This is a genomic window from Sorangium sp. So ce426, assembly GCF_051475585.1.
Taxonomy (GTDB): domain Bacteria; phylum Myxococcota_A; class Polyangia; order Polyangiales; family Polyangiaceae; genus Sorangium; species Sorangium cellulosum_B.
Window position 1 is genome coordinate 13,002,690 of record NZ_CP150341.1, and the last position, 22,790, is coordinate 13,025,479.

At 71.0% G+C, this 22,790-nt stretch carries 20 protein-coding genes; 4 read left to right on the plus strand and 16 right to left on the minus strand.

Going from position 1 to position 22,790, the window contains the following annotated elements; translation table 11 throughout:
• Window positions 1–5 precede the first annotated feature (5 nt).
• On the plus strand, window positions 6–1,073 hold the full coding sequence (locus tag WMF44_RS48905; RefSeq protein WP_437296913.1) for a GAF domain-containing protein: 1,068 nt from the start codon (window positions 6–8) through the stop codon (window positions 1,071–1,073).
• A gap of 24 nt (window positions 1,074–1,097) precedes the next feature.
• Here WMF44_RS48905 and WMF44_RS48910 read toward each other — a convergent pair whose 3' ends face one another.
• Window positions 1,098–2,333, minus strand: a complete 1,236-nt coding sequence (locus tag WMF44_RS48910) for a hypothetical protein (RefSeq protein ID WP_437296914.1) — start codon at window positions 2,331–2,333, stop codon at window positions 1,098–1,100.
• Between the two features lie 56 nt (window positions 2,334–2,389).
• On the opposite strand from WMF44_RS48910, the gene WMF44_RS48915 reads away from it, so the two are divergent.
• Complete coding sequence (locus WMF44_RS48915) at window positions 2,390–3,754, plus strand: NAD(P)/FAD-dependent oxidoreductase (protein WP_437296915.1); 1,365 nt, start codon at window positions 2,390–2,392, stop codon at window positions 3,752–3,754.
• Between the two features lie 79 nt (window positions 3,755–3,833).
• Here WMF44_RS48915 and WMF44_RS48920 read toward each other — a convergent pair whose 3' ends face one another.
• Window positions 3,834–4,490: a nucleotidyl transferase AbiEii/AbiGii toxin family protein gene (locus WMF44_RS48920; RefSeq protein WP_437296916.1), complete on the minus strand. Its 657-nt coding sequence runs from the start codon at window positions 4,488–4,490 to the stop codon at window positions 3,834–3,836.
• On the minus strand, window positions 4,465–4,773 hold the full coding sequence (locus tag WMF44_RS48925; protein ID WP_437296917.1) for a hypothetical protein: 309 nt from the start codon (window positions 4,771–4,773) through the stop codon (window positions 4,465–4,467). Before WMF44_RS48925 ends, WMF44_RS48920 begins: the two co-directional genes overlap by 26 nt.
• 142 nt (window positions 4,774–4,915) lie before the next feature.
• Here WMF44_RS48925 and WMF44_RS48930 point away from each other — a divergent pair, with 142 nt between their 5' ends.
• Both WMF44_RS48930 and thrC read left to right on the plus strand, forming a co-directional pair.
• Window positions 4,916–6,001, plus strand: a complete 1,086-nt coding sequence (locus tag WMF44_RS48930; protein WP_437296918.1) for a serine/threonine-protein kinase — start codon at window positions 4,916–4,918, stop codon at window positions 5,999–6,001.
• Window positions 6,002–6,053: 52 nt separating this feature from the next.
• Window positions 6,054–7,394 (plus strand): threonine synthase, encoded by a 1,341-nt coding sequence (thrC, locus tag WMF44_RS48935; protein ID WP_437296919.1) that lies wholly within the window; start codon window positions 6,054–6,056, stop codon window positions 7,392–7,394.
• A 28-nt stretch (window positions 7,395–7,422) separates the two neighbouring features.
• Here the strand turns inward: thrC and WMF44_RS48940 are convergent, their stop codons facing one another.
• The 13 genes from WMF44_RS48940 to gspD form a co-directional block, all read right to left on the minus strand.
• Complete coding sequence (locus tag WMF44_RS48940) at window positions 7,423–9,264, minus strand: STAS domain-containing protein (RefSeq protein WP_437296920.1); 1,842 nt, start codon at window positions 9,262–9,264, stop codon at window positions 7,423–7,425.
• Between the two features lie 73 nt (window positions 9,265–9,337).
• Window positions 9,338–10,618, minus strand: coding sequence for a type II secretion system protein GspN (gene gspN, locus WMF44_RS48945; protein ID WP_437296921.1), 1,281 nt, complete (start codon window positions 10,616–10,618; stop codon window positions 9,338–9,340).
• Window positions 10,615–11,211, minus strand: a complete 597-nt coding sequence (locus WMF44_RS48950; protein WP_437296922.1) for a hypothetical protein — start codon at window positions 11,209–11,211, stop codon at window positions 10,615–10,617. Before WMF44_RS48950 ends, gspN begins: the two co-directional genes overlap by 4 nt.
• Window positions 11,208–12,722: a type IV pilus biogenesis protein PilM gene (gene pilM, locus WMF44_RS48955; protein ID WP_437296923.1), complete on the minus strand. Its 1,515-nt coding sequence runs from the start codon at window positions 12,720–12,722 to the stop codon at window positions 11,208–11,210. The genes WMF44_RS48950 and pilM overlap by 4 nt, the downstream gene beginning before the upstream one ends.
• A 27-nt stretch (window positions 12,723–12,749) precedes the next feature.
• Entirely contained in the window at window positions 12,750–14,219 is a 1,470-nt protein-coding gene (locus WMF44_RS48960) for a general secretion pathway protein GspK (protein ID WP_437296924.1), read from the minus strand.
• Between the two features lie 3 nt (window positions 14,220–14,222).
• Window positions 14,223–14,936 carry a type II secretion system protein GspJ gene (locus tag WMF44_RS48965; protein WP_437296925.1) on the minus strand — a complete coding sequence of 238 codons (714 nt, stop codon included), beginning with the start codon at window positions 14,934–14,936 and terminating at the stop codon, window positions 14,223–14,225.
• A 2-nt stretch (window positions 14,937–14,938) separates the two neighbouring features.
• Window positions 14,939–15,598 (minus strand): type IV pilus modification PilV family protein, encoded by a 660-nt coding sequence (locus WMF44_RS48970; protein WP_437296926.1) that lies wholly within the window; start codon window positions 15,596–15,598, stop codon window positions 14,939–14,941.
• Window positions 15,598–16,296, minus strand: coding sequence for a pilus assembly FimT family protein (locus tag WMF44_RS48975; protein ID WP_437296927.1), 699 nt, complete (start codon window positions 16,294–16,296; stop codon window positions 15,598–15,600). The genes WMF44_RS48970 and WMF44_RS48975 overlap by 1 nt, the downstream gene beginning before the upstream one ends.
• A gap of 24 nt (window positions 16,297–16,320) precedes the next feature.
• Window positions 16,321–16,770: a type II secretion system protein gene (locus tag WMF44_RS48980; RefSeq protein WP_437296928.1), complete on the minus strand. Its 450-nt coding sequence runs from the start codon at window positions 16,768–16,770 to the stop codon at window positions 16,321–16,323.
• Between the two features lie 3 nt (window positions 16,771–16,773).
• Complete coding sequence (locus tag WMF44_RS48985; protein WP_437296929.1) at window positions 16,774–17,187, minus strand: type II secretion system protein GspG; 414 nt, start codon at window positions 17,185–17,187, stop codon at window positions 16,774–16,776.
• A gap of 6 nt (window positions 17,188–17,193) precedes the next feature.
• Window positions 17,194–18,420, minus strand: coding sequence for a type II secretion system inner membrane protein GspF (gene gspF, locus WMF44_RS48990; RefSeq protein ID WP_437296930.1), 1,227 nt, complete (start codon window positions 18,418–18,420; stop codon window positions 17,194–17,196).
• A gap of 8 nt (window positions 18,421–18,428) precedes the next feature.
• Window positions 18,429–20,207 (minus strand): type II secretion system ATPase GspE, encoded by a 1,779-nt coding sequence (gene gspE / locus WMF44_RS48995; protein WP_437296931.1) that lies wholly within the window; start codon window positions 20,205–20,207, stop codon window positions 18,429–18,431.
• On the minus strand, window positions 20,204–22,777 hold the full coding sequence (gene gspD, locus WMF44_RS49000) for a type II secretion system secretin GspD (protein ID WP_437296932.1): 2,574 nt from the start codon (window positions 22,775–22,777) through the stop codon (window positions 20,204–20,206). The genes gspE and gspD overlap by 4 nt, the downstream gene beginning before the upstream one ends.
• Window positions 22,778–22,790 lie beyond the last annotated feature (13 nt).

A 22,790-nucleotide genomic window follows, 5' to 3' on the forward strand; every position in this document is an offset into this window, starting at 1 on the left:
GCGCGATGGCCGACCTGAACGACCCCGTCCGCCTGGCCGAGCTGCGCGGCGCCGTGCTGCGCGCCGACGCGGACGCCATCCTCGACGCCTGCGTGGTGCGGGCCGCCAAGCTGGCCCGGTCGCCCATCGCCGTGGTCAGCCTGCTCGTGCGCCACGTCCAGCTCCTGCGCGCGCAGCACGGGCTCCCCCTCGAGCTCGCCGTGAGCTGCGCGACGTCGAGGAGCAACTCCTTCTGCCAGCTCGTCGTGCTCGACGAGGTGCCGCTCATCGTCGACGACGCGCTGCGCGACGAGCGCGTCCCGAAGGAGCTCGTCGAGAGCTACGGCATCCGCGCGTACGCGGGCGTGCCGGTGCGCGCGCACGGGCACGTGCTCGGAGCGCTCTGCGTGCTCGACGTCGTCCCGCGCCGCTTCGACCAGCGCATCGTCGGCGCCCTCGAGCAGCTTGCCATCGACGTCTCCGGCCGGCTCTCGGCGCTCACGCTGAGCGACGCCCCGCTGGCCAGCGCCGACGTGCAGGAGCGCCTCGTCCGCGTCGAGCAGGCCACCCGCGCCCTGGAGCGCGCGCTCCTCGCCCTCTCGCCCGTCATCGCCGCGGCGCAGGCGGCGACGGCGGGGCCGCGGGTCGACGCGGCGCGCGCGATCGACGTGTCGCACGCCTCGCACGCCTCGCACGCCTCGCGCGCGACGCACGTCACGCCGGCCAGCCTGCGCGCGGCCGTGTCGTGCTGGCGCGACATGGGCCCCGTCGCGGAGGGGCTCTGCGAGGAGGCTGCGGCCATCGCGAGCGCCTCGCCCTGCGAGGCGGCGTCCGGGCTCGCGACGGAGGCCCGGGCGCTCGCGCGGAACCTCGCCGAGATCGGCCCGCTCGTACGGCTCGCCGAGGGCGTGCTCGATGGGACGCTGGGAGAGGCCGCCGCGGCCAAGGGGCGGGCGCTCGTGCTGCGCGGCGCGCTCGACGCCCACGAGGCCGCCTCCGCCGCGGTGCAAAGGCTCCGCGCGGGCGCCCTGCGCGCGCGGGCCGCGACGGCCGGCCCCGGGCGCGGTGGCGCCGCTCCGCCCGGGGCGGCGTGATCAGCGCGGCGCCGTCCTGGGGGATCACCGCGGCGGCAGGGTCGACGGCGGCGCCGGCACCTCGCGGGTGATCTCGCCCGCGTCGGGCCCGTCAGCGAGCGGCTCCGAGCCCGGCGCGAGCGGCGTGCCCTCCCAGGTCGCGGTCTTGTCCCGGCTCCCGTAGACGAACGGAGGACGGGTCTCCAGCTCTCGGGCGATGCGGGCGAGCTCCTCGTCGAGGTGGCGCGGGTTCGCGAGCAGCCTCTCACGGATGCCGCTGTTCTTCAGGTAACCGCGGATGTCGGGGCTGTCCGGATAGTACCTCGTGAACACGTTGTACCGGAAGAGCGGCTTCAGCCGGTGCAGATCCCTGGGCCCGGTCGGGAGCGGCAAGAGCTCGACGAAGCTCTTCCGCTTCGCCCGCTCCTCCAGCCGGTCGAGGACGAGCTGGAGGCTGTTCTCGAGCAGGTGCGGCGCGCAGTGATCCGCGAAGTCGTCGTACAGGAGCCGCATGAGCGCCCTCGCCTCGTCGATCGGCAGCTGCGCCTGCCGCTCGCGGCCCATGCGCCGCACGAGGACCATGAAGGGAGACGGCTGGTTGCCGGTCGCGCGGATCACCTCGGGATCGCGGAAGTCGGGCTGGCGGTAGGGGAAGTGGCGCGGGTTGATGGCGTCGAACCCGCCTCGGCCGTAGAACAGGATGCGCTGCCACGACAGGCGCTCTTCCGGCGTGAAGTACTCGACCTCGGCCGCGAGATCGACGTTCATCCCGAAGTACTTGCCCGGGGCCGACGGCGCGGGGAGCGTGATCTTCCCCATCGCGTGCAGGTCGGTGAGGTACTGCATGGCGAGCTCGACCGGCGAGATGCGCAGCCAGTACGACAGCACCGTCCCGCGCGCCTCGGGGATCATGAAGATATGAGCGAGGTAGATGACGCAGAGGTCCGGGGCGTACGCCGGATTGATGAGCACGGTGCCGTCGCGGACGCCGCGCACCTTTCCGTCCGCGTCTCGCGCCACGAGCAGGAAGTAGCGCATGTACGTGCCCGACGGCTCGGGCGTGAACGGGTCGTCGCGGAGGAACGCCTCGATCGCCTCCTTGCGCTCCATCTCTCCATGAGGACCGAAGCAGTCCCAGAGGATCTGATACGCCGCGTCGAAGTCCGGGTCGGAAGGATCCTCGATGGACCAGATCTGGTATTTGCGGGTTTCGCGCTCGATCATCTCCACCACGTCCTGGTGGAAGAGATCCTTCATGCAGAGCCGGACACGTCGCTTCAAGCAGGGCTCCCGGGGTTCATGGTGCCAGAGGCGCATCCCTCTGATAGGTGATCATCGTGGCTCGCGCAGCGCTCGTCGGCACGCACACGCCCATGCACACGCACATCGATTCCGCGCGCTCCGTGTGGAGCGAGGCGGGCCCGGTCTATGAGCCCGCCTCTCCGCTGCGTGCGGACGCGGCGGCCGACGTGGCCATCATCGGAGGAGGGTTCACCGGGATCTCCACCGCATACCATCTGATCCGTCGATTTCCGAGCCTCCGCGTCGTGATCCTCGAGGCGCGTCATCTCGCGAACGGCGCGAGCGGGCGCAACGGGGGGATGATGCTGAACTGGATCAACGGGGTGGGCTCTCGCGATCCGGAGCTCACGCGCCGCGTGTACGAGACGACGCGCGCGGGGATCGACGGCATCGTCGGGATGATCCAGGAGCACGACCTCCCGGTGCGCCACCGCCGCGACGGATGCATGGAGGTGCTCACCGACGCGCGCAGGGCCGAGGCGGCGCACGCGCGGGTGGAGCAGCTGGCCAGCTGGGGCATTTCGCTACAGTACCTGGACAGCGCGGCGCTCTCGAAGCGGCTCGGGATCCAGGGCGCGGCCGGGGCCGTGCTGGACGCGACCGAGGGGCAGCTGAACGGGGTGGACCTGCTGCGCTGCCTGCGCCCGCTGCTGCTCGCGTGGGGGGTCGCCGTCCACGAGGACACGCCGGTGCTCGGGATCCGGGAGGGGCGCACGATCGAGCTGACAACGCCGGGCGGCGTCGTCCGGGCCGCGGCTCTCGTGCTCGCCACCAACGGCTACACGCCGCGCCTCGGCTACTTCAAGACCGGCATCTTTCCGCTGCACTCGCACGTCATCGCGACCGAGCCGCTCGACGCCGAGGCGCGCGCCGCGCTCGGCTGGGGGCAGGTCGCCGGCTTCAGCGACGACCGCGACCGGATCGCGTACGCCAGCATGACGCCCGCCGGTGAGCTCGTGTTCGGCGGGGGCTGCAACGCAGCGTACGCCTACCTCTACGGGAACAAGACCTCCTACCCGGGCACACCCGGGTCGGCGGGGCCGGCGTTCGAGGCCATCCGGCGCCGGCTCACCGGCTATTTCCCTGCGGCCGAGCGGCTGCGGATCGCGCACCGCTGGACGGGCACCCTCGGCATCACGATGAGCCGGCTCTGCAGCATGGGGGTGCGCGGCGAGCACCGGAACGTGTACTACGCCCTTGGCTACAGCGGCCACGGCGTGACGCTCGCCAACCTCGCGGGCCGCGTGCTCTGCGACATCTACGCGGGCGACGACGCGCGGTGGCGGGATCTGCCGTTCTACATGGCCCCCCTCCGGGGCGTCCCGCCCGAGCCGCTCCGCTGGCTCGGCTATCACGCGTACACCAAGCTGACGGGGCGCTCGCCGCGCAAGGCGGCGTGAGCGCGGCGCGAGGCAGCTCCTGCGCGCGCCGGGAACTCGCGCGCGAACGCATCGCCGTCACCTCTCAGAGCTTGCTCCGTCAGACGCTCTCGCCTGCGCCGGCGCGGTCCAGCGCTCCTCGGCGCAGCGACTCCTTGAACGCCTCCAACTCCTGCTCTGGGAGCGGCACGACCATGCCGCGCAGCGGCTTCAGCTCGATCTGGGACACCGCCCAGGCGAACCACGCCGGATCCATTCCGCTATCTTTCTTCAGGGCATCCTCAAAGCCCAGGAGGATCGGGAAGCCGGCGCGGTCGATGAAGAACAGGTCGACGAGATCGCGCAGCTCCGACCGCCCGAGGAGCGCCACGATCTTGTTCGCACGCTGATCGCGGAGCGCCTCGACCCGGATACGACCGACGTACGTGTCCGCCTCGACCAGCCTCGGCGATGCATCCGACGCGACATCGACGCGGAGGACCTCTGGTCCAGAGGCAACCTCGAGCCGCACAAAGCCAGGTGCAGACCTCACGCGCATGACGCCGACGGTCGAGGCGGCCGCCGCAGCCTCCAGCGCGCGGACAATCGGCTCTACGTCCTCGCGCAACCCGCAGAAGAGGTCCAGATCGTCGGAGCGCCGGTGATCGAGCAGCAACGCGAGCCCTGAGCCTCCGACCAGCCGCACCGCGGGCGATGCGTCCTGGGCCGCGAGGACCAAGCGCTCGGCCAGCTCAGGCAGCCGCGGTAGTCCGGACATGCTCCCGGCGACGCTCGAGCATCATCGTCCAGACGCCACGGGCGCGCCCCAGGCGGTGCACGACCCGAGGCCAGGCCTCCTCGATGGCGGGCCAATCGAGCAGCGTCCATACGTCGCGGCTGTTGGCCTCACGGAGGATGCGGGCGATCAGGTCATCCCGGGTCGGGGAAGCCTCACGCGCGAGGATCCGACGCGCCTCCGCGACGGTGATGCCCAGATCCCACAGGAAATACGGCACGGCGTCGGGATCGAGCAGGCGTTGTGAGGTCGGCGGCAGCGGCATGTCGTCCCCCGGCACACGATGGCGCCACCCTCGCAAATTGCCGGAGGCAGCACCTGCCCGCAAGGAGAATCCCCTCGGCCGAGCGGCCTCTCCCGAGCGGGCTTGCGTGGCCGGAGCGCGGGGCGCTATTCGATGCGGGGCCATGTTCTGCGCGCGCTGCCACCGGGAGTACGACGCGGGCCATCGGTTCTGCCCCTACGACGGCGCGGAGCTCACCGAGGGCCGGCGCGTCGACCTGTTCCGGTACAAGCCGACCCGGCTGCGCGGGACCGTCCTTGGCGAGCGCTACGAGGTGCGCGGCTACCTCGGCAAAGGGGCGATGGCGCGCGTCTACCTCGCGGTCGAGATCGCGACGGGCCAGCCGGTCGCCATCAAGGTCCTCGAGGAGTTCGCCGCCCGGGCGGAGCGGACACGCGAGCGGTTCGTGCGCGAGGCGCAGAGCGCCGCGACGATCGGGCACCCGAACATCGTCCGGGTGCTCGACGCCGGCACGCGCTCGGAAGACGGCGCGCCCTACCTCGTGATGGAGTACCTCTTCGGCGAGTCGCTCGGCGACTGGCTCCGGCGCGAGCGCCGCATGGACGCGGATCTCGCCATCCCGGTGCTCTCCCAGGCCGCGTCCGGGCTCGCCGCCGCGCACCGGGCCGGGATCATCCACCGCGACGTGAAGCCGGACAACATCTACCTCGTGGGCCCGCAGGGCGACCCGTACGCGGTCAAGGTGCTCGATTTCGGCCTGGCGAAGATCCAGGCCGCCGACCTGATCACGGCGACCGGCACCGCCGTGGGCACCCTCGAGTACATGGCGCCCGAGCAGGTCGTGAGCGACCTGCCCGACGCCCGCACCGACGTCTACGGGCTCGGCGTCGTCATGTTCCGGGCCTTCACCGGGGAGCTGCCGTTCCCGCGCTCGGAGCAGTCGGAGCTCCTCGCCAGGCAGCTCGTGACCCCGCCGCCCCGCCCCTCGGAGAAGCGCCGGAGCCTCGATCCGCTGCTCGAGTCCGTGATCCTGAAGGCGATCCGCAAGAGCCCGAACAACCGCTATCCCTCCATGGAAGCGTTCCTCGAGGATCTCGAGCGGCTGGCCGGCGACCGGGACGGGCCGCTCTCGGCCGGCGAGCCGCTGCGCGAGCCCAGCGACGTCTACCTCCCGCAGGGATCGTTTGCCAGGAACGCGGCGATCTACTTCTATAGGCGGCTCGGCATGGAAGCCCCACGCTTCGACTGAACCGACACCACCTCCCGCGGGCGCTTCCCGCCACCCAGGAGATCCGATTGCCATGGCCTACTCTGCTGCATTCCGATGCCTGACCGGTTGTGCCGGCAGCTACCCGCTGACGCAGCCCCTCTACCGTTGCCCCACCTGCGGCGGCCTGCTCGACGTCGCCCACGACATCGAGGCGCTCCGTGACCGGAGCCCCGCGACGTGGATGAAGCTCTTCGACGAGCGCTACAAGCGCACGGTGTGGCCCTACGGCTCCGGGGTCTGGGGCAAGCGGGAGTGGGTCGCGCCCGAGGTCCCGGACGAGGCCATCGTGTCGATGGACGAGGGCGGCTCGAACCTGTTCTGGGCGGACCGCTACGGCAAGACGCTCGGGCTCGATGACGTCTGGGTGAAGCTCTGCGGCAACAGCCACACGGGGTCGTTCAAGGACCTCGGCATGACGGTGCTCGTCTCGGTGGTGAACAAGGCGATCCGCGAGGGCCTCGAGGTGCGCGCGATCGCGTGCGCGTCGACGGGGGACACCTCGGCGTCGCTCGCGGCGTACGGGGCGGCGGCCGGCTTGCCCGTCGTCGTGCTGCTGCCGCGGGGCAAGGTGTCGACGGCGCAGCTCGTCCAGCCGATCGCGTCGGGGGCGCTGGTCCTCTCGCTGGACACCGACTTCGACGGCTGCATGGCCATCGTGCAGCGCCTCTCGGCCGACGGCGTCGTCTACCTTGCGAACTCGATGAACGCCCTGCGGCTCGAGGGCCAGAAGACCGTGGCCATCGAGATCGTGCAGCAGTTCGACTGGACGCTGCCCGACTGGGTCATCCTCCCGAGCGGCAACCTCGGCAACGCCTACGCCCTCTACGCGGGCTTCAAGATGCTGAAGGACCTCGGCCTGACGACGCGGTTCCCGCGCCTCTGCGTGGCGCAGGCGGCGCGGGCCAACCCGCTCTTCAAGGCGTGGTCCGAGGGGCGGAGCGAGGTCGTGCCGATGAAGGCGGGGGAGACCCTGGCGAGCGCGATCCAGATCGGCAACCCGGTGAGCGCGCCGAGGGCGATGCTGGCCCTCAAGGCGATGGACGGCGTCGCGGAGGAGGTCACCGAGGACGAGCTCTGCGACGCGGCGGCCCGCGCCGATCGCACCGGCATGTACACCTGCCCGCACACGGCGGTCGCCCTCGCCGCGCTGGAGAAGCTCGTGAAGAAGGGCCTCGTCGAGAAGCGCCAGCGGGTCGTCGTGGTCTCGACCGCGAACGGCCTCAAGTTCACGGAGTTCAAGGTGAAATACCACGAGCGCGCGCTCGCGGACGTGACGAGCCGGCTCGCCAACCCGCCGGTCGAGCTGCCGCCCGACTACGACCGCGTCCTCGCCGCCCTCGACAGGCACGCCGCGCAGACCGGCAAGCGCTGACGCGCCGGCGAGATCGGGCCGCCGGCCGCTACCCGCGCGACCTCGCGCGGCGCCGCCGGCGCCGTCCGCGCGCGTTCGCGGAGATCATCGCGGAGGCGATGCCGTTCTGCAGGGTGTTGTGCGTGACGATGCCGCTCATGTCGACGCCGATCTCGACGAGCGTCCTGGCCACGTCGGGGCTCAGGCCCGTGATGATCACCTCCGAGCCGAGCAGGCGCACCGCCGTCGCGGCGCCGAGGAGCGCGTCGGCGCACGGGCCGTCGATCCGCGGCACCCCGGTGATGTCGAGGATCGCGACGTGCGCGCGGCGGGAGGCGACGCCCCGGACCAGCGTCTCCTGCACGCGGCGCGTCCGCTGGCTGTCGAGGGCGCCGACGAGCGGCATCACGACGATGTCGTCGCTGATCGGGATGAGCGGGGTCGACAGCGCCGCGAGGATCTCGTTCTGCGCCCGGAGGGCCTCCTCCCGGGCGCGCCGCGCCTCGGTCTCCGCCTCGGCGCGCTTCCGCTCCGTGATGTCCCGCACGATGACGACCGCCTCCGCCCTGTCGCTGCCGGCGATCCGGACCTCGTAGTCGCGCGCGCCGCCCGCCGACTGCTCCTGGTACTCGAAGACGTGCGTCGCCTCGTCCGCGAGCGCTCGCGCCACGAGGCCGGTGATCTGCTCGGCGACGTGGGCGGGGAACACGTTGGCGACGTGCCTGTGCAGGAGATCCTCGGCGCGGAGCGACGGCCTCGGATCCCGGGAGGCCTTGAAATCAAGGCAGATGCCGTCGCCGCTGATCCGGAGGATCGTGTCGGGGATGGCGTAGAGCAGCGCGCGGTTGTTCGCCTCGCTCCGGCGCAGGGCCGCCTCCACGCGCTTGCTGCCGATGAAGTGGCCGGCCTTGGCGGCGACGGCGAGCAGGACGTCGAGCAGCCCCGGATCGGGCGCGCGCGGCTCGGCGTCCATGAGCTCCAGCACGGCCGCGACCTGCGCGTCGGCGCGGACCGCGATGGGGAGCTCGACCGCGAAGCGGAGGCCGGCGCCGCGCGCCGCCTGCGCGCGCGGGTCGTCCGCCTCGGCGTCGATGTCGCTGAACCAGGTCGGCTCCCCCTGGGCGAGCGCGCGGCCGGGCAGCCCGGCGTCGCGGGCGAACCGCGCGCCCCGGGTCGCCGCCTCGAGCGCGATCGCGTCGTCGGGCGCGGCGCTCCAGGTGTGCTCGCAGCGCAGCCCGTCGCTCTCGTCGTCGCCGAGCCACAGGGCGGCGAACCGGAAGCCGAGCGTCTCCCCGAGCGCGCCGAGGAGCGCCGGGACACCCTCGGAGAGCGTCGTCGACTCGACCAGGATCCTGGTCACGGTGTACTGCGTCGACACCTTGTAATTGGCCGCCGCGAGGGCGCGGCGCTGGTTCCACTTCTCGGTGAGCGCGAAGGCCATCTGGCGGACCTCGCTCGGGTCGAACGGCTTGGCGAGGATGAGGAGGTTGTCGGTCTGCCCGAACCGGGCGGCGATCTCCTCCCACGAGTCATCCGCGTCCGCCGCGCAGAGGACCGCCTGGATGGCGCCGTCCTCCTTCCAGATGCGCGAGAGCGTCTCGACGCCGTCCCACCCCGGCATGCGCGCGTCCACGAACACGAGCGCGTACGGCGCGCCGCCGTGCAGCGCCTCGCGGACCTTCGCCAGGCCCTCCTCCCCGCGGGTCGCGGACGTGAGCTCGAACCTCACCGGCCGCCGGGCGGGCGGCTCGCGGAACAGCGTCGGCTGGGGGCTCGCGAAGGTCGAGCCCTCCACCTCGGATCGGAGGGTCCTGCGGAAATCCTCGTGGATGGCCTCGTCGTCGTCGATCAGTAAAACGCGCCGGTTCTGCTGCCAGCTGGGATCCCCCATCACCGAGTCCTTGGAGCGTGGGTCCGGGTCCTAGAGCGGGGCGCGTCCTCGTCGCACGAAGCTGCGCCCCGCTCTATTCAACGGGAGGCGTGCCCTCGCCGTCTACGGGCGGAGGCGACGGCGGCCGTGTGGGGGACTCGTCCTCGGTGGAGGGCGGGGGCGGAGGCGGGGGCATCGCAGGGGGCTCGTGATCCTCACCACCTTCCCTCGGGGCGGCCTCGGAGGCGCCGAGGGGCAGGTTCACGCCGCCGGGCTTCCTCGTGGTCGTCGCCGGGCTCGCGCCCGGCGTGCCGCGGCCCCGCGCGGCGGGCGACTCGGCCGCGTGCGGGTCGAACCGGGGCTTCTTCAGCGGGCCGTGGACGTGCCAGCCGTAGAAGCCGTCCGCTCGCTTCGACCGCTTCATCTTGGGCTGCTGCATCTCGATCAGCCCGGGCATGCTCGACCCCGGCGCGCCGAGCAGCGATTTCGTGAGATCGCTCTTCGATCGGTACGCGTCGGTGAACTTGAAGCGCACGTAGAGATCCGCCGTCGAGTTGTTCCACGGCTCGCGCATGGTGACCTTGCCGTCGCCGTCCAGCTCGAGATCCTGGCCGTTGGCGGACATCTTCGTGACCTTGAGGACCCCGTCCTTCGCCTCCGCCGACAGGAGCAGCTCCCCCAGCTTCGCCTCCGGGAGCGCGATGAGCCCCTGGATCTTCGTCTTGCCGTCGCCGACCGAGACCTCCTTGGCCGAGACCTCGAGCGCGCCGTTCGCCTTGTTGAACTTGCCGTCGGGCGCGCTGAGATCGAGGTTCGCGCTCAGCGTGCCGGCGATGGGCAGGCCAAGGATGTCCCCGAGCGGACCCACCTTGGCGAGCTCCACGTCCGAGACCTCGACGTGGACGTCGCCGCTCGATCGGCCCCACGGGACCACGCCCTCGATCTCGCCGCCGAACACGCTGGCCCAGAACGAGATCCGCGTCCGCCCGATCAGGAGGGGCAGGATCTTCACCCGCGCGTGCGCCTCGTCGATCTCGATGACGCTCGGCTTCGGCGCGCTGTCCTTGGCGGCGTCGCCCGAGGCGAAGGCCGCGGCGCCGCTCGGCCTGCTGCTCGCGCCGAGCTCGCCCGGCGGCAGGATGAGCCGCACGCCCTTCATCTCGACCCCCGTGAACCAGTACGAGTCGAGCTCGTCGATCTCGAGGCGCTGCGCCTGGTTCGGGCCCCGCTTCTGCTGCGTGCGGTCGAACTCGGCGATCAGCCGGTCCTTGAGCCGGTCGTAGGGGAACGTGAGGTAGCCGAAGAGCCCGAGACAGAAGAGGTAAAAGAGCGGGTAGACCGCCCATTTCGCGATCTTGACGAGCCGCGCCTTCATGGCTCCTGCTCCTCGTCCGCGGCGGGGGGCGCGGACGGCGCGGGGGTCGCCGGCTGGGGCTCGCCCTTCCGGTCGAACGCGGAGATGCCGAGCTCGACCTCGTAGGAGTCCGGCTCCCCGGCGCGCGGCTTGAGGTTCAGCTTCGTCACCGCGACCGGGTGGCCCGAGCTCTCGATGTGCTCGAGCATCTTGGCGAGCCCGAGCATCCCGATCCTGTGCATCTTCACCACCGTGATCCGCTCGGTGTACTTCTTGCCGTGCGGGACGTCGGGGCGATCCTGCGACTCGGCGGCGGTGAGCTGCTGCTGCTTCGCCGCGTCCTCGATGAAGCCCGCGAGCGCGGGCGCCGGCCGCGCGTAGCGCGCGAGCAGCGCGTCCTTCTGCGCCTTGCGCTCGCTGACCTTCCCCGAGGCCTCGTAGATCGACTGGAGCAGATCGCGGATCTCCTGGTTCTCGGCGCGCTTGCTGGACGCGACGCTCGCGAGCCCGATCGGCACGAGCAAGAGGACGATCACCGCCAGGAATCCGAGGAGGATGGTGAGGAGCCTGCGCTCGCGCGGCTCCAGCTTGTCGAGTCGCTCGCGGAGCGTCATCGCGATCCCTCCGGCTTCTCCGGCGCGCCGGCCGAGGCGCTCTCCGCCGCGTCGGCGGCGCCGGTCTTCTTCTTCTTCGTCTTGTCCTCGCACTTGAGATCCAGCTCGAGGACGTACTTGTGCCTGCCCTCCGTGAACTGGCTCGTCCGGCCGACCTTCACGTCGCGGAAGCAGCGGTGCTCCTTCATGTGATCCGCGATGATCTGCGCGTCCGACACCGACGGGACGACGCCCTGGAGGGTCACGTGGCCGCGGTTCACGTCGAGCTCGAGCACGTCGTGCGTGATCTCCTTCGGCACGGCCTTCGAGAGCTGCACCATGACGTCGAAGGCGTCGACGCGGGGCATCGGGTCCTCGTCGGCCGCGCCGGGGCCCTGCTCGAGCAGCTCGCGGGCCTTCTGCGGGTCGCTCGTCTCCTCGCCGAGCACGTCGTGGGACGCGGTCGCGAGCGAGGCGGCGAGCAGCTCCCGCTCCGCGTCGAGGGTGCGCAGCTCCGCGACGATGGAGAACCCGAAGCTCAGCGCGATGACGGTGCCGAGGCCGGCGAGGATCGGGATCTTCTCGCGCAGGAACGGGTAGCTGCGCTCGGCCTCGAGCGCGCCCTTCCGGAGGTTGAACCCCTTGGTCTTCGGCGTCAGCCCGAGCGCGAGCCCGAGCGCCTTGGCGAAGCGGGGCAGCGCCGCGGCCTGCTCGGGCGTGAGCCCCTCGATGCGAGGGGCCGGCAGCGGCAGGATCGTGAGGCCGAGCTGCGTCGACAGGAACATCTCCGCGCCCTGCGCGGCGGCGCCGCCGCCGACCAGGTAGAGCCCCGCGAGCGGCTCGCCGCCGAGGTTGCGCCACGCCGCGAGCGTCTGGCGGAGCTCGCGCGCGAGCGCCGGCGCGGTGCCGGGGAGGCCGGCCGTCCCGCGCGACAGCGTCCGGGCGAAGACCGGCTCGCCGCCGGAGACGATCACGATCTCGGACGTGAGGTAGTCGAGGTCGAGCAGGGCGATCGGCGCGCTGGCGGGCGACGGCGCGGCGAGCTCCGGCATCACCGCCTCGAGGTTGGCGAGCGCCACCGCGCCCAGCGCGACCCGCTCCGGCTCGAAGCCGAGCGCCTCCTTCACGACGGCGATGCGCTCGCGCACGTCGTCCGCGCGCGCGACGGCGGCGAAGACCGGCAGCGTCTCCACGCCGGGCGGCCGCTTCAGCAGGCGGTGGTCGAAGACAGCGTCTTCCATCTCGAACGGCACCGTGGCCTCGAGCTCGAAGCCGAGGATGTTCTCGACCTCCTTCTGCGCGGCCGCCGGCAGGTCGAGGCGGCGGTAGAACGATTTCTCCCCGGAGAGCGCGATCGCCGCGGCGTCGGGGCGGTGGAGCCCCACGGCGGCGCGGATGGCCTCGGCCTCGGAGACGGCGTCCGTGACGGCCGCCTCGCCGAGGGCCTCGACGAAGACCCTCCTGTACGTGGTGCGGATGAGCGCCGCCCGCACCACGGATTTTCCAGCATCTATCCCGAGCAGCCTGTGCATTTGCGCGCTTCTTCCCGGAGGGGTGTCCTAGTCGATGCGATAGTAGATGATCGTCCCGGCAGGGTTCGATCGCACCTGTTGTTCGTACGTTTCCGGCGTCGGAGGGGTGCTGGGCTGAGCGGGATCCTTGGGATCCTTGGCCGGATCGGGGAGCTTCGTCGCCCCCGTGAGATCGACCACCGCATGGACGCGCACGCGCGTCTCACGCTTGTTCCCCGGGACGATGCCATCGGCGTAGATGCTCAGGAAGTTGGTCTTGTTGCCGAGGGACTTCGTGACGTTCGGCTTGAACTTCACAGCTTCCACGCCCATGGCCTTGAACTGCTGCCCGAGCATCCCCCCGAGCGAGTTGCCCGCCTTCTGGGTCATCGCATCGACATAATCTTTCGGGGTGGGGAAGAGCAGCCCCCCGGTCATGCTCTGCACGAGCGACGCCACGGTGAGGAACGCCGTCTGCTGGTTCACGTCGCTGCAGAGCGGCGTCGTCGCGATATCCACGAAATCGGCGGTGCACGTGAGCCTGAGCAGCGTCAGCGCGTTCGCCGACGAGACGTTCACCTTCTGCTTCCGGCTGCCCCAGACGGTCAGGACCCGCTTGTCCGGGTTGCTCGGATCCGGGTCGACGAACGTCGCCCAGAAGTCGTCGTTCATGCCCCGGACCAGCCGCAGCTCGTCGACCGAGTCGAACGGGGCGTTCTTGCGCTGATAGGAGAGGCCGACCGTCTGGTAGAAGCTGTCCTCGGCGCCGGTGGAGCTCGGGGCGTTCGGCGTCGCGTCGCAGGCGAACGTCTGGTCGCCGGGGTCGGCCCAGTCGATGAGCGCGCTGCAGATGGTCGCGCGGTCCGAGAACTGGCCGTCGCCGTCGCGCTCCTCGAAGAGCATGTTGTACTGCGCGTCGCTCATCAGGCTGAGCAGCTGGTTCCCTACCGCGATCTGATCGGAGATGCCGCCCACGTCGTCGGCGGCGCGGTTGACGTTGATCTTCGAGTCCTCGTCGACGATCTTGAGCTCGAAGCGGCCGCCGCCGGTGAGCCCCAGGTTCTTGCCCGCCGCGCTGCCCTCGCCCGCGGCCTCGGGGGGCGCCGCGCTGCCCTCGCCCGCGGCGAGCTGCGCGTTGAAGGGGCCGAGGAACATGTCGGTGAACTTCCAGACCGGCACCTGGAACTTCCCCTTGATCCCGACGATCGCGAGCATCGGCCCGATCGCCGTGCTCACGCTCGGCTCGGAGGCGATGAGCATCCGCGACAGGTTCACGGCGCTCTTCGCGTAGTACTCGGCCCGCAGCGCGTCGCGATCGGCGAGCGCCGCGGAGAGCTCGGTGGAGGTCTCCTCCTGGAGCTCGGTCAGGAACACGGTGAGCACCGTGATCGCGCCGAGCACCATGACCAGCGCCACGCCGCGCCGATCGCGCCGCCTCCGGAGGCGGCGGCGCGCGGGTCCGGAAGTCGGCCTCTCTGCGGCGCGGTCCTCGGCGTGGGGGCTCCTCGGGCGGCTCATGGCTCAGTTGGCCCCGAAGGCGATGGGGACCTGCATCGGGAGTGGCACCTTCGACTCGAACTTGATCGGCTCGCCGCCCGGCCCGCCGTTCAGGACCAGCGTCACCCACACCTGCGAGGGGAGCCGGTCGAGCTGCGCCGCCGGCTGCGTCGAGTCCCACGAGTCGACCCACTCCCCGGTGATCGGGTCGAGGTACTGCAGATTGAAGCTCTCGATGTCCTCGGCGAGCACGTTGACGACCCCGCCCCTCGTCGGCTCGGTATCGATGGTCCTCGCCTCTCGCCGCACGAGATCGAGCCTGTCGCGCTCCGGGTCGCGCGCGCCGAAATAGCCGATCTCGCACTGATCGGACTCGTGCGCGTTCCGGAGGAGCCTCCGGTGCGCGAACGCGGTGAAATCGACGCGGTCGGCGGGCGACGAGTCGTCCCCCGCGAAGGCGGTGAGCCGCACGACGATGTTCTTGTCGGCCGGCTGGTGCCTGGACAGGAAGGCCGTCTGGAGCTCGCGCGAGATGCGGGCGATCGCCGCGCGGCCCTGGTGGTAGCGGTCGCCCATCCGGGAGATGCCCGAGCGCGCGCGGCTCATGCCGTCGAACGCGCCGTAGATGAGCGTCCCGATGAGCGCCAGGATGCCGACCGAGACGAGGACCTCGAGGAGGGTCACCGCGCGCGCGCGGCCGCGGCGCCTGCGGAGAGATCTCGCCCTTCGCGCCGCCATGGTCAACCTCCTCCTCCCTGACCGCCCGCGCCCTCCTCGGGCTGGCCCATCTGGGGGATCGTCACCCACTGCACGAGCTCGAACGCGTGCTCTCGAGACCCTTGCTGCCAGGTCAGCTTGACCGTCACCCGCCGCGCGCTCGCCTCGAAGATGGGCTGGAGCGTCGGCGCGAGCATGTCGACGAACGGCTGCAGGAGCCCCGAGATCCCGCCGCCCGACTCGCCGCCCCCCGCGCCGCCGCCGACCAGCGACTGCGCGAGATCGTTGATGTCGCCGCTCGGGGCCGCGGTGCCGCTCGACTCGCCCGGCTTGCCGAGCGCCCCGAGCCCCTCGAGGTTGGTGTCGAGGTCCAGATCGCCGTACTTGGGCTCGGGCATCTCGGGCTTCTCGATGCGCCAGCTGCACTTGAGGTTCGGCGACTCGTCGCCCTCGCAGCACGGCCCGCTGTCGGCCTCGTCGAGCGCCGGCAGGCCGTCCTTGGCGAGCCGCTCCTCGAGCTCGGTCATCTTGCAGCGCGCGAGCCCGTTCGCGAGGCTGAGGTTCCGCGCGTGCGCCGCGGCCGAGAAGGCGCCGGCCTGCGCGGAGAGGATCGCCGTCAGCCCGAGGCCGAGGATGGCGACCGCCACCATCACCTCGAGCAGGGTGAAGCCGCGGGCGCGCATCAGAGCCCCGTGTCCTCGCGCTCCGACGCCTCGGCGTCGTCGCGCGGCCTGGGCATGCTCGCCTTGCCCTTCCTGAGCTCCGTCTTGCCGGTCAGCGGCGAGACGAGCACCGTCATCACCGCGTCGTCGGTCTCCCCGCCGCCCAGGCTGAGCTGGATCGCGGCGTGCTCGGTCTGGCCTCCGGGCCAGAAGTAGAGATAGGCCCGCCCCTCCGTCACGGGCTCGTCCTGGTGTCCGGTCTCCACCTGGAGGAAGCGCACGCCGCTCGACAGCTCCTTGCCGGGCCTGTCTTTCTCGGGGTTGAAGCCGTACGCCTTCGCCGGCTCGAACGAGGGCCGCGGCGCGCGCGGCCCCTTCAGGATCGCCTCGGCCTCCGCCGTGGCGGCCTTCTCGGCCTCCGTCGCCGCGGCGGCGCCGCCGGCCCGATCGTTCCGCTCGACGAGCAGCTCACCCGCGGATTCCTCGAGCACGATCATCCGCTCCTCGAAATCGAAGACCAGCCGCACCGGCTTCGACTTCGCGTTCGCGTGGGCGTAGGCGACCCGGACGGCGCCCGCGAGCAGCGCCGCGCTGCGCTTCAGCCGCGCGCTCGTGACAGCGCCCATGCCGAGCATGACCGAGCCGCTGATGAGCGCGATCACCGTGACGGTGATCAGCACCTCGACCAGCGTGAGTCCCCTCGTGCGACGGCGTGCCATGGGCGCTCCTGCTCCCGCGCGGCGCTACATCTCCGCGATCTTGTTGAGATCCGACTGCTTCATGTCATCCCGGATGTCGTCCGGGGTGTTCTCTTTCCTGTCGTCGCCGGACGAGACGACATGGACGTCGTTGTTCTCGTCACACTTGATCTTGTAGGGCTGGCCCCAGGGATCGTCCGTCTTGTTGCCGTCGATCTGCTTCGCGCTGACCAGCGCCTGGATCGTCGGGCACCCATCGCCGCCCGCCCCGAGCTGCTGGTACTGCTCGGCGGCGCTCTTGATGATCGTCGCCCCGGTATAGGCGCTCTTGACGCGCGACTGCTTGAGCTTCGGCCACACAACGAGCGTGGCGCCGCCGGCGATGATCGCCATGATCGTCACGACGATGAGCACCTCGACAAGGGTCACGCCCCGCGAGAGCTTCCGGCTCAGCCGTCGAATCCTTCTTGCGCTGCTTGCTCTGTTCGTCTCCATCTCTCACTCCACCCTGTCAAGGCCGCCTATTTCGCCGTCCGGTCCGTCGCTCATGAGATCGTACCCGTCCGGATCCTTTCTTCCGGGGCAGGTGAGCCGGAGCGGCCTGCCCCACGCGTCGACCGGGTCGATCGCGAGGTATCCCTCGCGCTTCAGCTCTTCCAGGGAGCCCGGGCACCGCCGCTCGTGATCGGCGCGGTACAGGGTGATCGCCCCGTGGACGACGGACAACGTGGCGCGGGTCGATCGAATTCCCACGAGCCGCCGCTCGCGCGCGCCGAGGAGCAGCAGGAGGACCGCCATCGCGAGGCCCGCGGCGAAGGGCCGCACCCGCGCCATGCCGGTCCGCCGGAAGAGCCCGCCGCCGCGCTCCCAGGGGAAGAAGATCGTGCTCTCTCGCTGCCTGCGCCGCCCCATAGCCACCTACCCGACGAAGCTCGACATCTGGATGAGCGGCATGAGGATGGATATCGCGATGAACGCGACCGCGCCGCCCATGATGACGATCATCAGCGGCTCGAGCAGGCTCGTGAGCACCTGGACCCGGGTCTCCACGGCGGAGTCGTAGGCGTTGGCGACGTTCTCCAGCATCGCCTCCAGCTGCCCGCTCTTCTCGCCGATGGCGATCATGTGGGTGACGATCGGCGGGAACCGGCCGCTCCGCTTCAGCGGCTCGGCGATGCTCTGGCCCTCGCGGATCGACGCGATGGCGTCGACGATGACCTTCTCCAGGGCCGCGTTGCCGAGCACGCTCCGCACGATATCCATCGCGCTGAGGAGCGCGACGCCCGACGACAGCAGGGTCGCGAGGGTCCGCGAGAAGCGCGCGATGGACAGCATCTGGATGAGCTTGCCGAAGATGGGCGCCCGCAGCACGAACGTGTCCCACGCGAGGCGGCCCTTCGGCGTCCGCACCCAGCGGCGGAACCCGTACACCGCGCCCACGAGCGCGAGGAGGACGAGCCACCAGTAGCTCGAGGCGAACGCCGACGTGCCGATGAGCGCCGCCGTGTACCAGGGCAGCGCCTGGTCCATGGACGCGAAGATGCCTGTCACGTTCGGCACGACCGCGATCATGAGGACCGAGATGAGCCCGATGCCGATGAGCGCCATCAGCGCGGGGTAGGCGAGGGCGGCGGTCACCTTGCCCACGAGCTTCGCCTGGTTCTCCATGAAGACGGTCAGGCGCGTCAGCACGCCCTCGAGCGTGCCGGACGCCTCGCCGGCGCGCACCATGCTCACGTAGAGCGGCGGGAAGACCGAGGGGTGCGCCTCGAGGGCCTTGGCGAAGCTCGTGCCCTCGCGCACCTGCTCGCGCACCTGCGTGAGCACCTTCTTCAGCGACTCCTTCTCGACCTGCTCGATGAGCGCGTTGAGCGACTCGAAGAGCGGGATGCCGGCGCCGATGAGCGTCGCGAGCTGGCGGGTCATCAGGGCGACGTCCGACGTCGAGGGGCGGCCCGCGAAGGCGAAGATCTTGAGATCGCGCTTCGCCTTCGCCTTCGCGGCCTGCTCCTCGGTCGCGCCGGTGAGCATGACGCCGTCCTTGCGCAGGGCGGCCCGGAGGGCCTTCGCGTTCTCCGCGTCGCGGACCCCTTTGACCGGCTTGCCGGTGCCGACGAGGATGCCTTTGTATTCGAATACCGCCACGGCCTTCCCTACTCGTCGACGATGACGTCTTCCTGCGTCGCCGCGAGGACCTCCTCGACGGTGGTGATGCCCTTGAGCACCTTGCGCGCCCCGTCATCCCGGAGCGTATCCATCCCCTGGGAGATGGCGACCCGCTTGATGGTCTGCGCGTCCGCGCTCTTCAGGATGTGCGGGCCCACGGCGTCGTCGACGACCATCAGCTCGTAGATGCCCCGCCGGCCGATGAAGCCCTTCTGGTTGCAGGCGTCGCAGCCCCCGGGCTTGTAGAACACGGCCCGGTCGATGTCCTGACCGATGTAGTCGTATTTCTGTCCGTGCACGCTGTAGCGGGTCGAGACCTTTCGCCGCGCCTTCCAGGCGAGCCGGTCCTCGTCGAGGCCGAGCTGCTGCAGCTCGTAATCGGAGGGCCGGTAGGGGACCTTGCACGCCGGGCACAAAAGGCGCACGAGGCGCTGGGCGAGGATGCCGATCACGCTGCTCCGCACGAGGAACGGCTCGATCTCCATCTCGACGAGGCGGGTCACGGCGGCGGCCGCGTCGTTCGTGTGGAGGGTCGAGAGCACCAGGTGGCCGGTCAGCGACGCGTGGATGGCGATCTCGGCGGTCTCCTTGTCGCGGATCTCGCCGACCATGATCACGTCCGGATCCTGGCGGAGGAACGCGCGGAGCGCCGAGGCGAAGGTGAGCCCGATCCCGGGGTGGACGTGGATCTGGTGGATGCCGCCGATCTCGTACTCGACCGGGTCCTCGGCCGTGAGGATGTTCCGGCTGGGCTCGTTGATCCGGTTGAGGCAGGCGTAGAGCGTCGTCGTCTTGCCGCTGCCGGTCGGGCCGGTGACGAGGATGATGCCGTCCGGCCGCTGGATGAGCGCGTCCATGATGGCGTACTCGCGCGGCGCGAAGCCGAGGTCGTCGAGCCCGAGCAGGACCGACGCCTTGTGCAGGATGCGCATCACGATCCGCTCGAAGCCGCGGCTCGTCGGCACGGTCGAGACGCGGATGTCGACGCTCTTGCCCGCGATCTTCAGCGTGATGCGGCCGTCCTGCGGGAGCCGCTTCTCGGCGATGTTGAGCGCCGCCATGATCTTCACGCGGGCGATGATCGGCGCCATGAACTGCTTCGAGGCGCGCTTCGCGACGTAGAGCTCGCCGTCGATCCGGTAGCGGACGACGACGTCGCGCTCCTCGGGCTCGATGTGGATGTCGCTCGCCCGCTCGCGGACCGCCTGCGCGAAGAGGCCGTTGACCCAGGCGATGATCGGGGCGTCGTCGTCCGAGTCGATGATGTCGACGAGGTTGTCCTCCTCGAGCGCCGTGTCGCCCTCGAGCTTCGCGCCGCCGTCCTCCTTGCGCTCCCAGATGCGGTTGATCGCGTTCAGCACCGCGTCGCTCGTGGCGACCGCGATCTCGACGGGCTTGCCGAACAGCGCCCGCACGTCGTCGATCGCCGTCGTGTCGAGGGGGTCGGCGACGGCGCAGTAGACGACCCCGTCGTGCTCGGCGAGCGGCAGGATCTTGTGCTGCTTGGCGTAGGTGATCGGCACCCGGCTCGCGAGCTCGAGCGGCACCGCGTCGATGTCGATGCGCGGGAGGAGGCCGACCTCGCACTCCTCCGCGAGCGCCTTGGCGATGCTCGCCTCGTCGGCGATGTTGGACGAGACGATGAGGTCCGCGAGCGCCTGACCGCGCTCGCGGACGGTGTCGTAGAGCGGCGCGAGCCGCTCCGCGGGGACGACGCCCCGCCGGACCAGGATCTCGCCGAGGTACTGCTGCTGCTGCAGGCTCATTCCACGCGCTCCATCTGCCGTCCACCCGGCGGCCGCCGCGTGGGCCGCGGCGGCGGGGCGCCGTTCGGCGGCGGCGGCAGCTGGGCCGGCTCGCCCTCCATGTCGGCCGCGCCGGGCTGCATGTGCGCGGCGCCGGTGGCCTTGCCGCCGAACGTCGGCAGGCCGACCGGATCCACCGGCACGTGCTCGCGCGGCCCCTTCGGGCGCGCCTCCTCCTCGAGGCGCGCCCGCTCCTCCTCGGCCAGCATCGACTGGCGGATGTCCTCGAGGAGCCCGTTCGCGCGGCCGAAGTCGCGCGGCGGCTCCCACGCGGCGCTCTCGCTGAAGACGAAGTAGCGGTCGATGAACTCCTGCCGCTCCTGCATCTTGCGCTCGAAGATGGTCCGGAGGTCGTCCTGGTCGCGGATCACGTAGGGCGTCAGCACGAGGAGGAGGTTCGTCTTCGTCTTCGTCTTGACCCGCTGCCGGAAGAGGAACCCGAGCACCGGGATGTCGCCCAGCACGGGGATCTTCGTCTCCGAGGTGGTCATGCCGTCGCGCATGAGGCCGCCGATCACGACCGTCTGCTGGTCCCGGACGACGAGCGTGGTGCTCGCGGTGCGCTTGTTGATGGGGATCGCGCCGAGCGCGCCCTCGAGGGGGGCGCCGGCGTCGGAGATCTCCTCGGAGAGCTCCAGCCGCACCTGGTCCGAGTCGTTGACGTGGGGGACGACCTTGATCTTCGTGCCGACGTCCTGGCGCGCGGCGGTGCCGCCGATGCCGCCGAGGCCGCCGAGCAGGCCGCCGAGGCCGGCGAGCCCGCCCGCCGCGGCGCCCGCGCCGCCCGCCAGGCTCGCGAGCTGGTTGAGCCCGCCGCCGCCCACGTTGGTCTGGAGCGGGATGTTCTGGCCGATCGAGATCTCGGCCGGCACGTTGTCGGTCGCGAGGATGTGCGGCGTCGCGAGGACGTTGGAGTCGCCGTCCTGGGCCAGCGCGTGCAGGACGACGCCGAACGCGGGGATCGAGATGCCCGTCCCGAGGATGTTGTTCGAGCCCGTGATCGCGGGGCCCTTGATGCCCAGCGCGAGCGCGCCGAGCTGCGCCGGCAGGCCGATGACGGACTGGCGGATGTTGTTGCCGCCGTAGACGACGCTGTCGTCCGCGTTGAGGCCGTCGAACGGCGCGCCGGCGTGGTAGCCGATGCCGAAATCGAGCGAGCGGCTGACGTTCACGTCCATGATCACGGCCTCGATGAACACCTGCCGCCGCGGCTCGTCGAGCTCGTCGATCACGGTGCGCAGCTGGGCGTAATCGTGGGGCGACGACGTGATGAGGAGCTTGTTGCTCGCCTCGTCGCAGGTGACCTTGACCTGCCCCTCGAAGATGTCGTCGGTCGAGCCGGGCACCGCGGGGGCGGCGCGCGCGCCCGGCCTGCCGCCCACGGGCGCGCCGCCGCCGCTCCCTCCGGTGAGGACCTGGTTCAGCGTCGCCGACAGCTCCTTGCAGCCGGCGTGCTGGAGCGAGAGCACGTGGACCTGCCCCTCGCCCGTCTGCGCCACGTCGAGGCGCTTCAGGATGCCGAGGACGCGCAGGTAGTCCGGCTCGGTGGCGGTGATGATGAGGGAGTTGGTCCTGTCGTCCGCGATGATGCGGGCGCCGGTGCCGCCGGCGCCGCCCCTGCCGGGCCTGCCGCCGCCCGCCGCGCCCCGGCTCGGGTCGACGATCTCGTTCAGCTTGGTCGCGACCTCCGCCGCGGAGCCGTAATGAACGGGCTGCACCCAGAGCTGATCGCCGGCGCCGCCGACGTCGATCTCCTCGACGATCCGGAGCATGCGCTGGATGTTCGTCCCGGTGTCCGTGATGATGAGCAGGTTGCCGGGCGGGTAGACGGTGACGTCGCCGTCCTTCGATTTGAACTTGCTCAGGACGCCGCCCGCCTCGTTGGCGTCGATATGGGACAGCCGGTACATGCGGGTGACGAACCGGTCCTCCGCGGGCACGGGCGCGGCGGTCCCGAACACGGGGGTCGTCTCGGACACGGCGCCCGGCGTCTCCACGATCTTGAGGAAGCGGCCGTGGGGGATGACGGTGAGATCGTTCGAGGCGAGGATCGACAGGAACGCGCTGTACGCCTCGGCGACGGTCACCTTCTCCGGCGCGTACACCGTGGCCTTGATCTGCCGGAGCTTGCCGCCGTAGATGAAGCGGCGCCCGGTGATGTTGCTGATGGCCTTCACGAGCTCGGGGAGGTCGGCCTCGTCGAGGTTGAAGCTGACCTTGTAGCCGCCGGGCTTCGGCTTGAACTCGATCTCCTGGACCCCCTGCTTGACCGCGGCGAGCGGGTCGTCCCCGGCGTCGCCCGGAGCGCCAGGCGCACCCGGCGCGGCAGCTGGCGGAGCGCCTGCGGCCGGCGCGCCCGGCGCGGGGCGGGCGGGCGGCGGCGGGACCTGGCCGGGGGTCCGCAGCACGGGGGCGCCGCGGTTCGCGGGCTGCGCTGCGGCGGGCGGCGCCGCGGCGGCGAGCACGAGCGCCGCCACCGGCGCGGCGAGGAGCCTCCTCCGGAGGCAGCAGGATCGCTCGAGGGTCGTCATCACCATCAGTCGA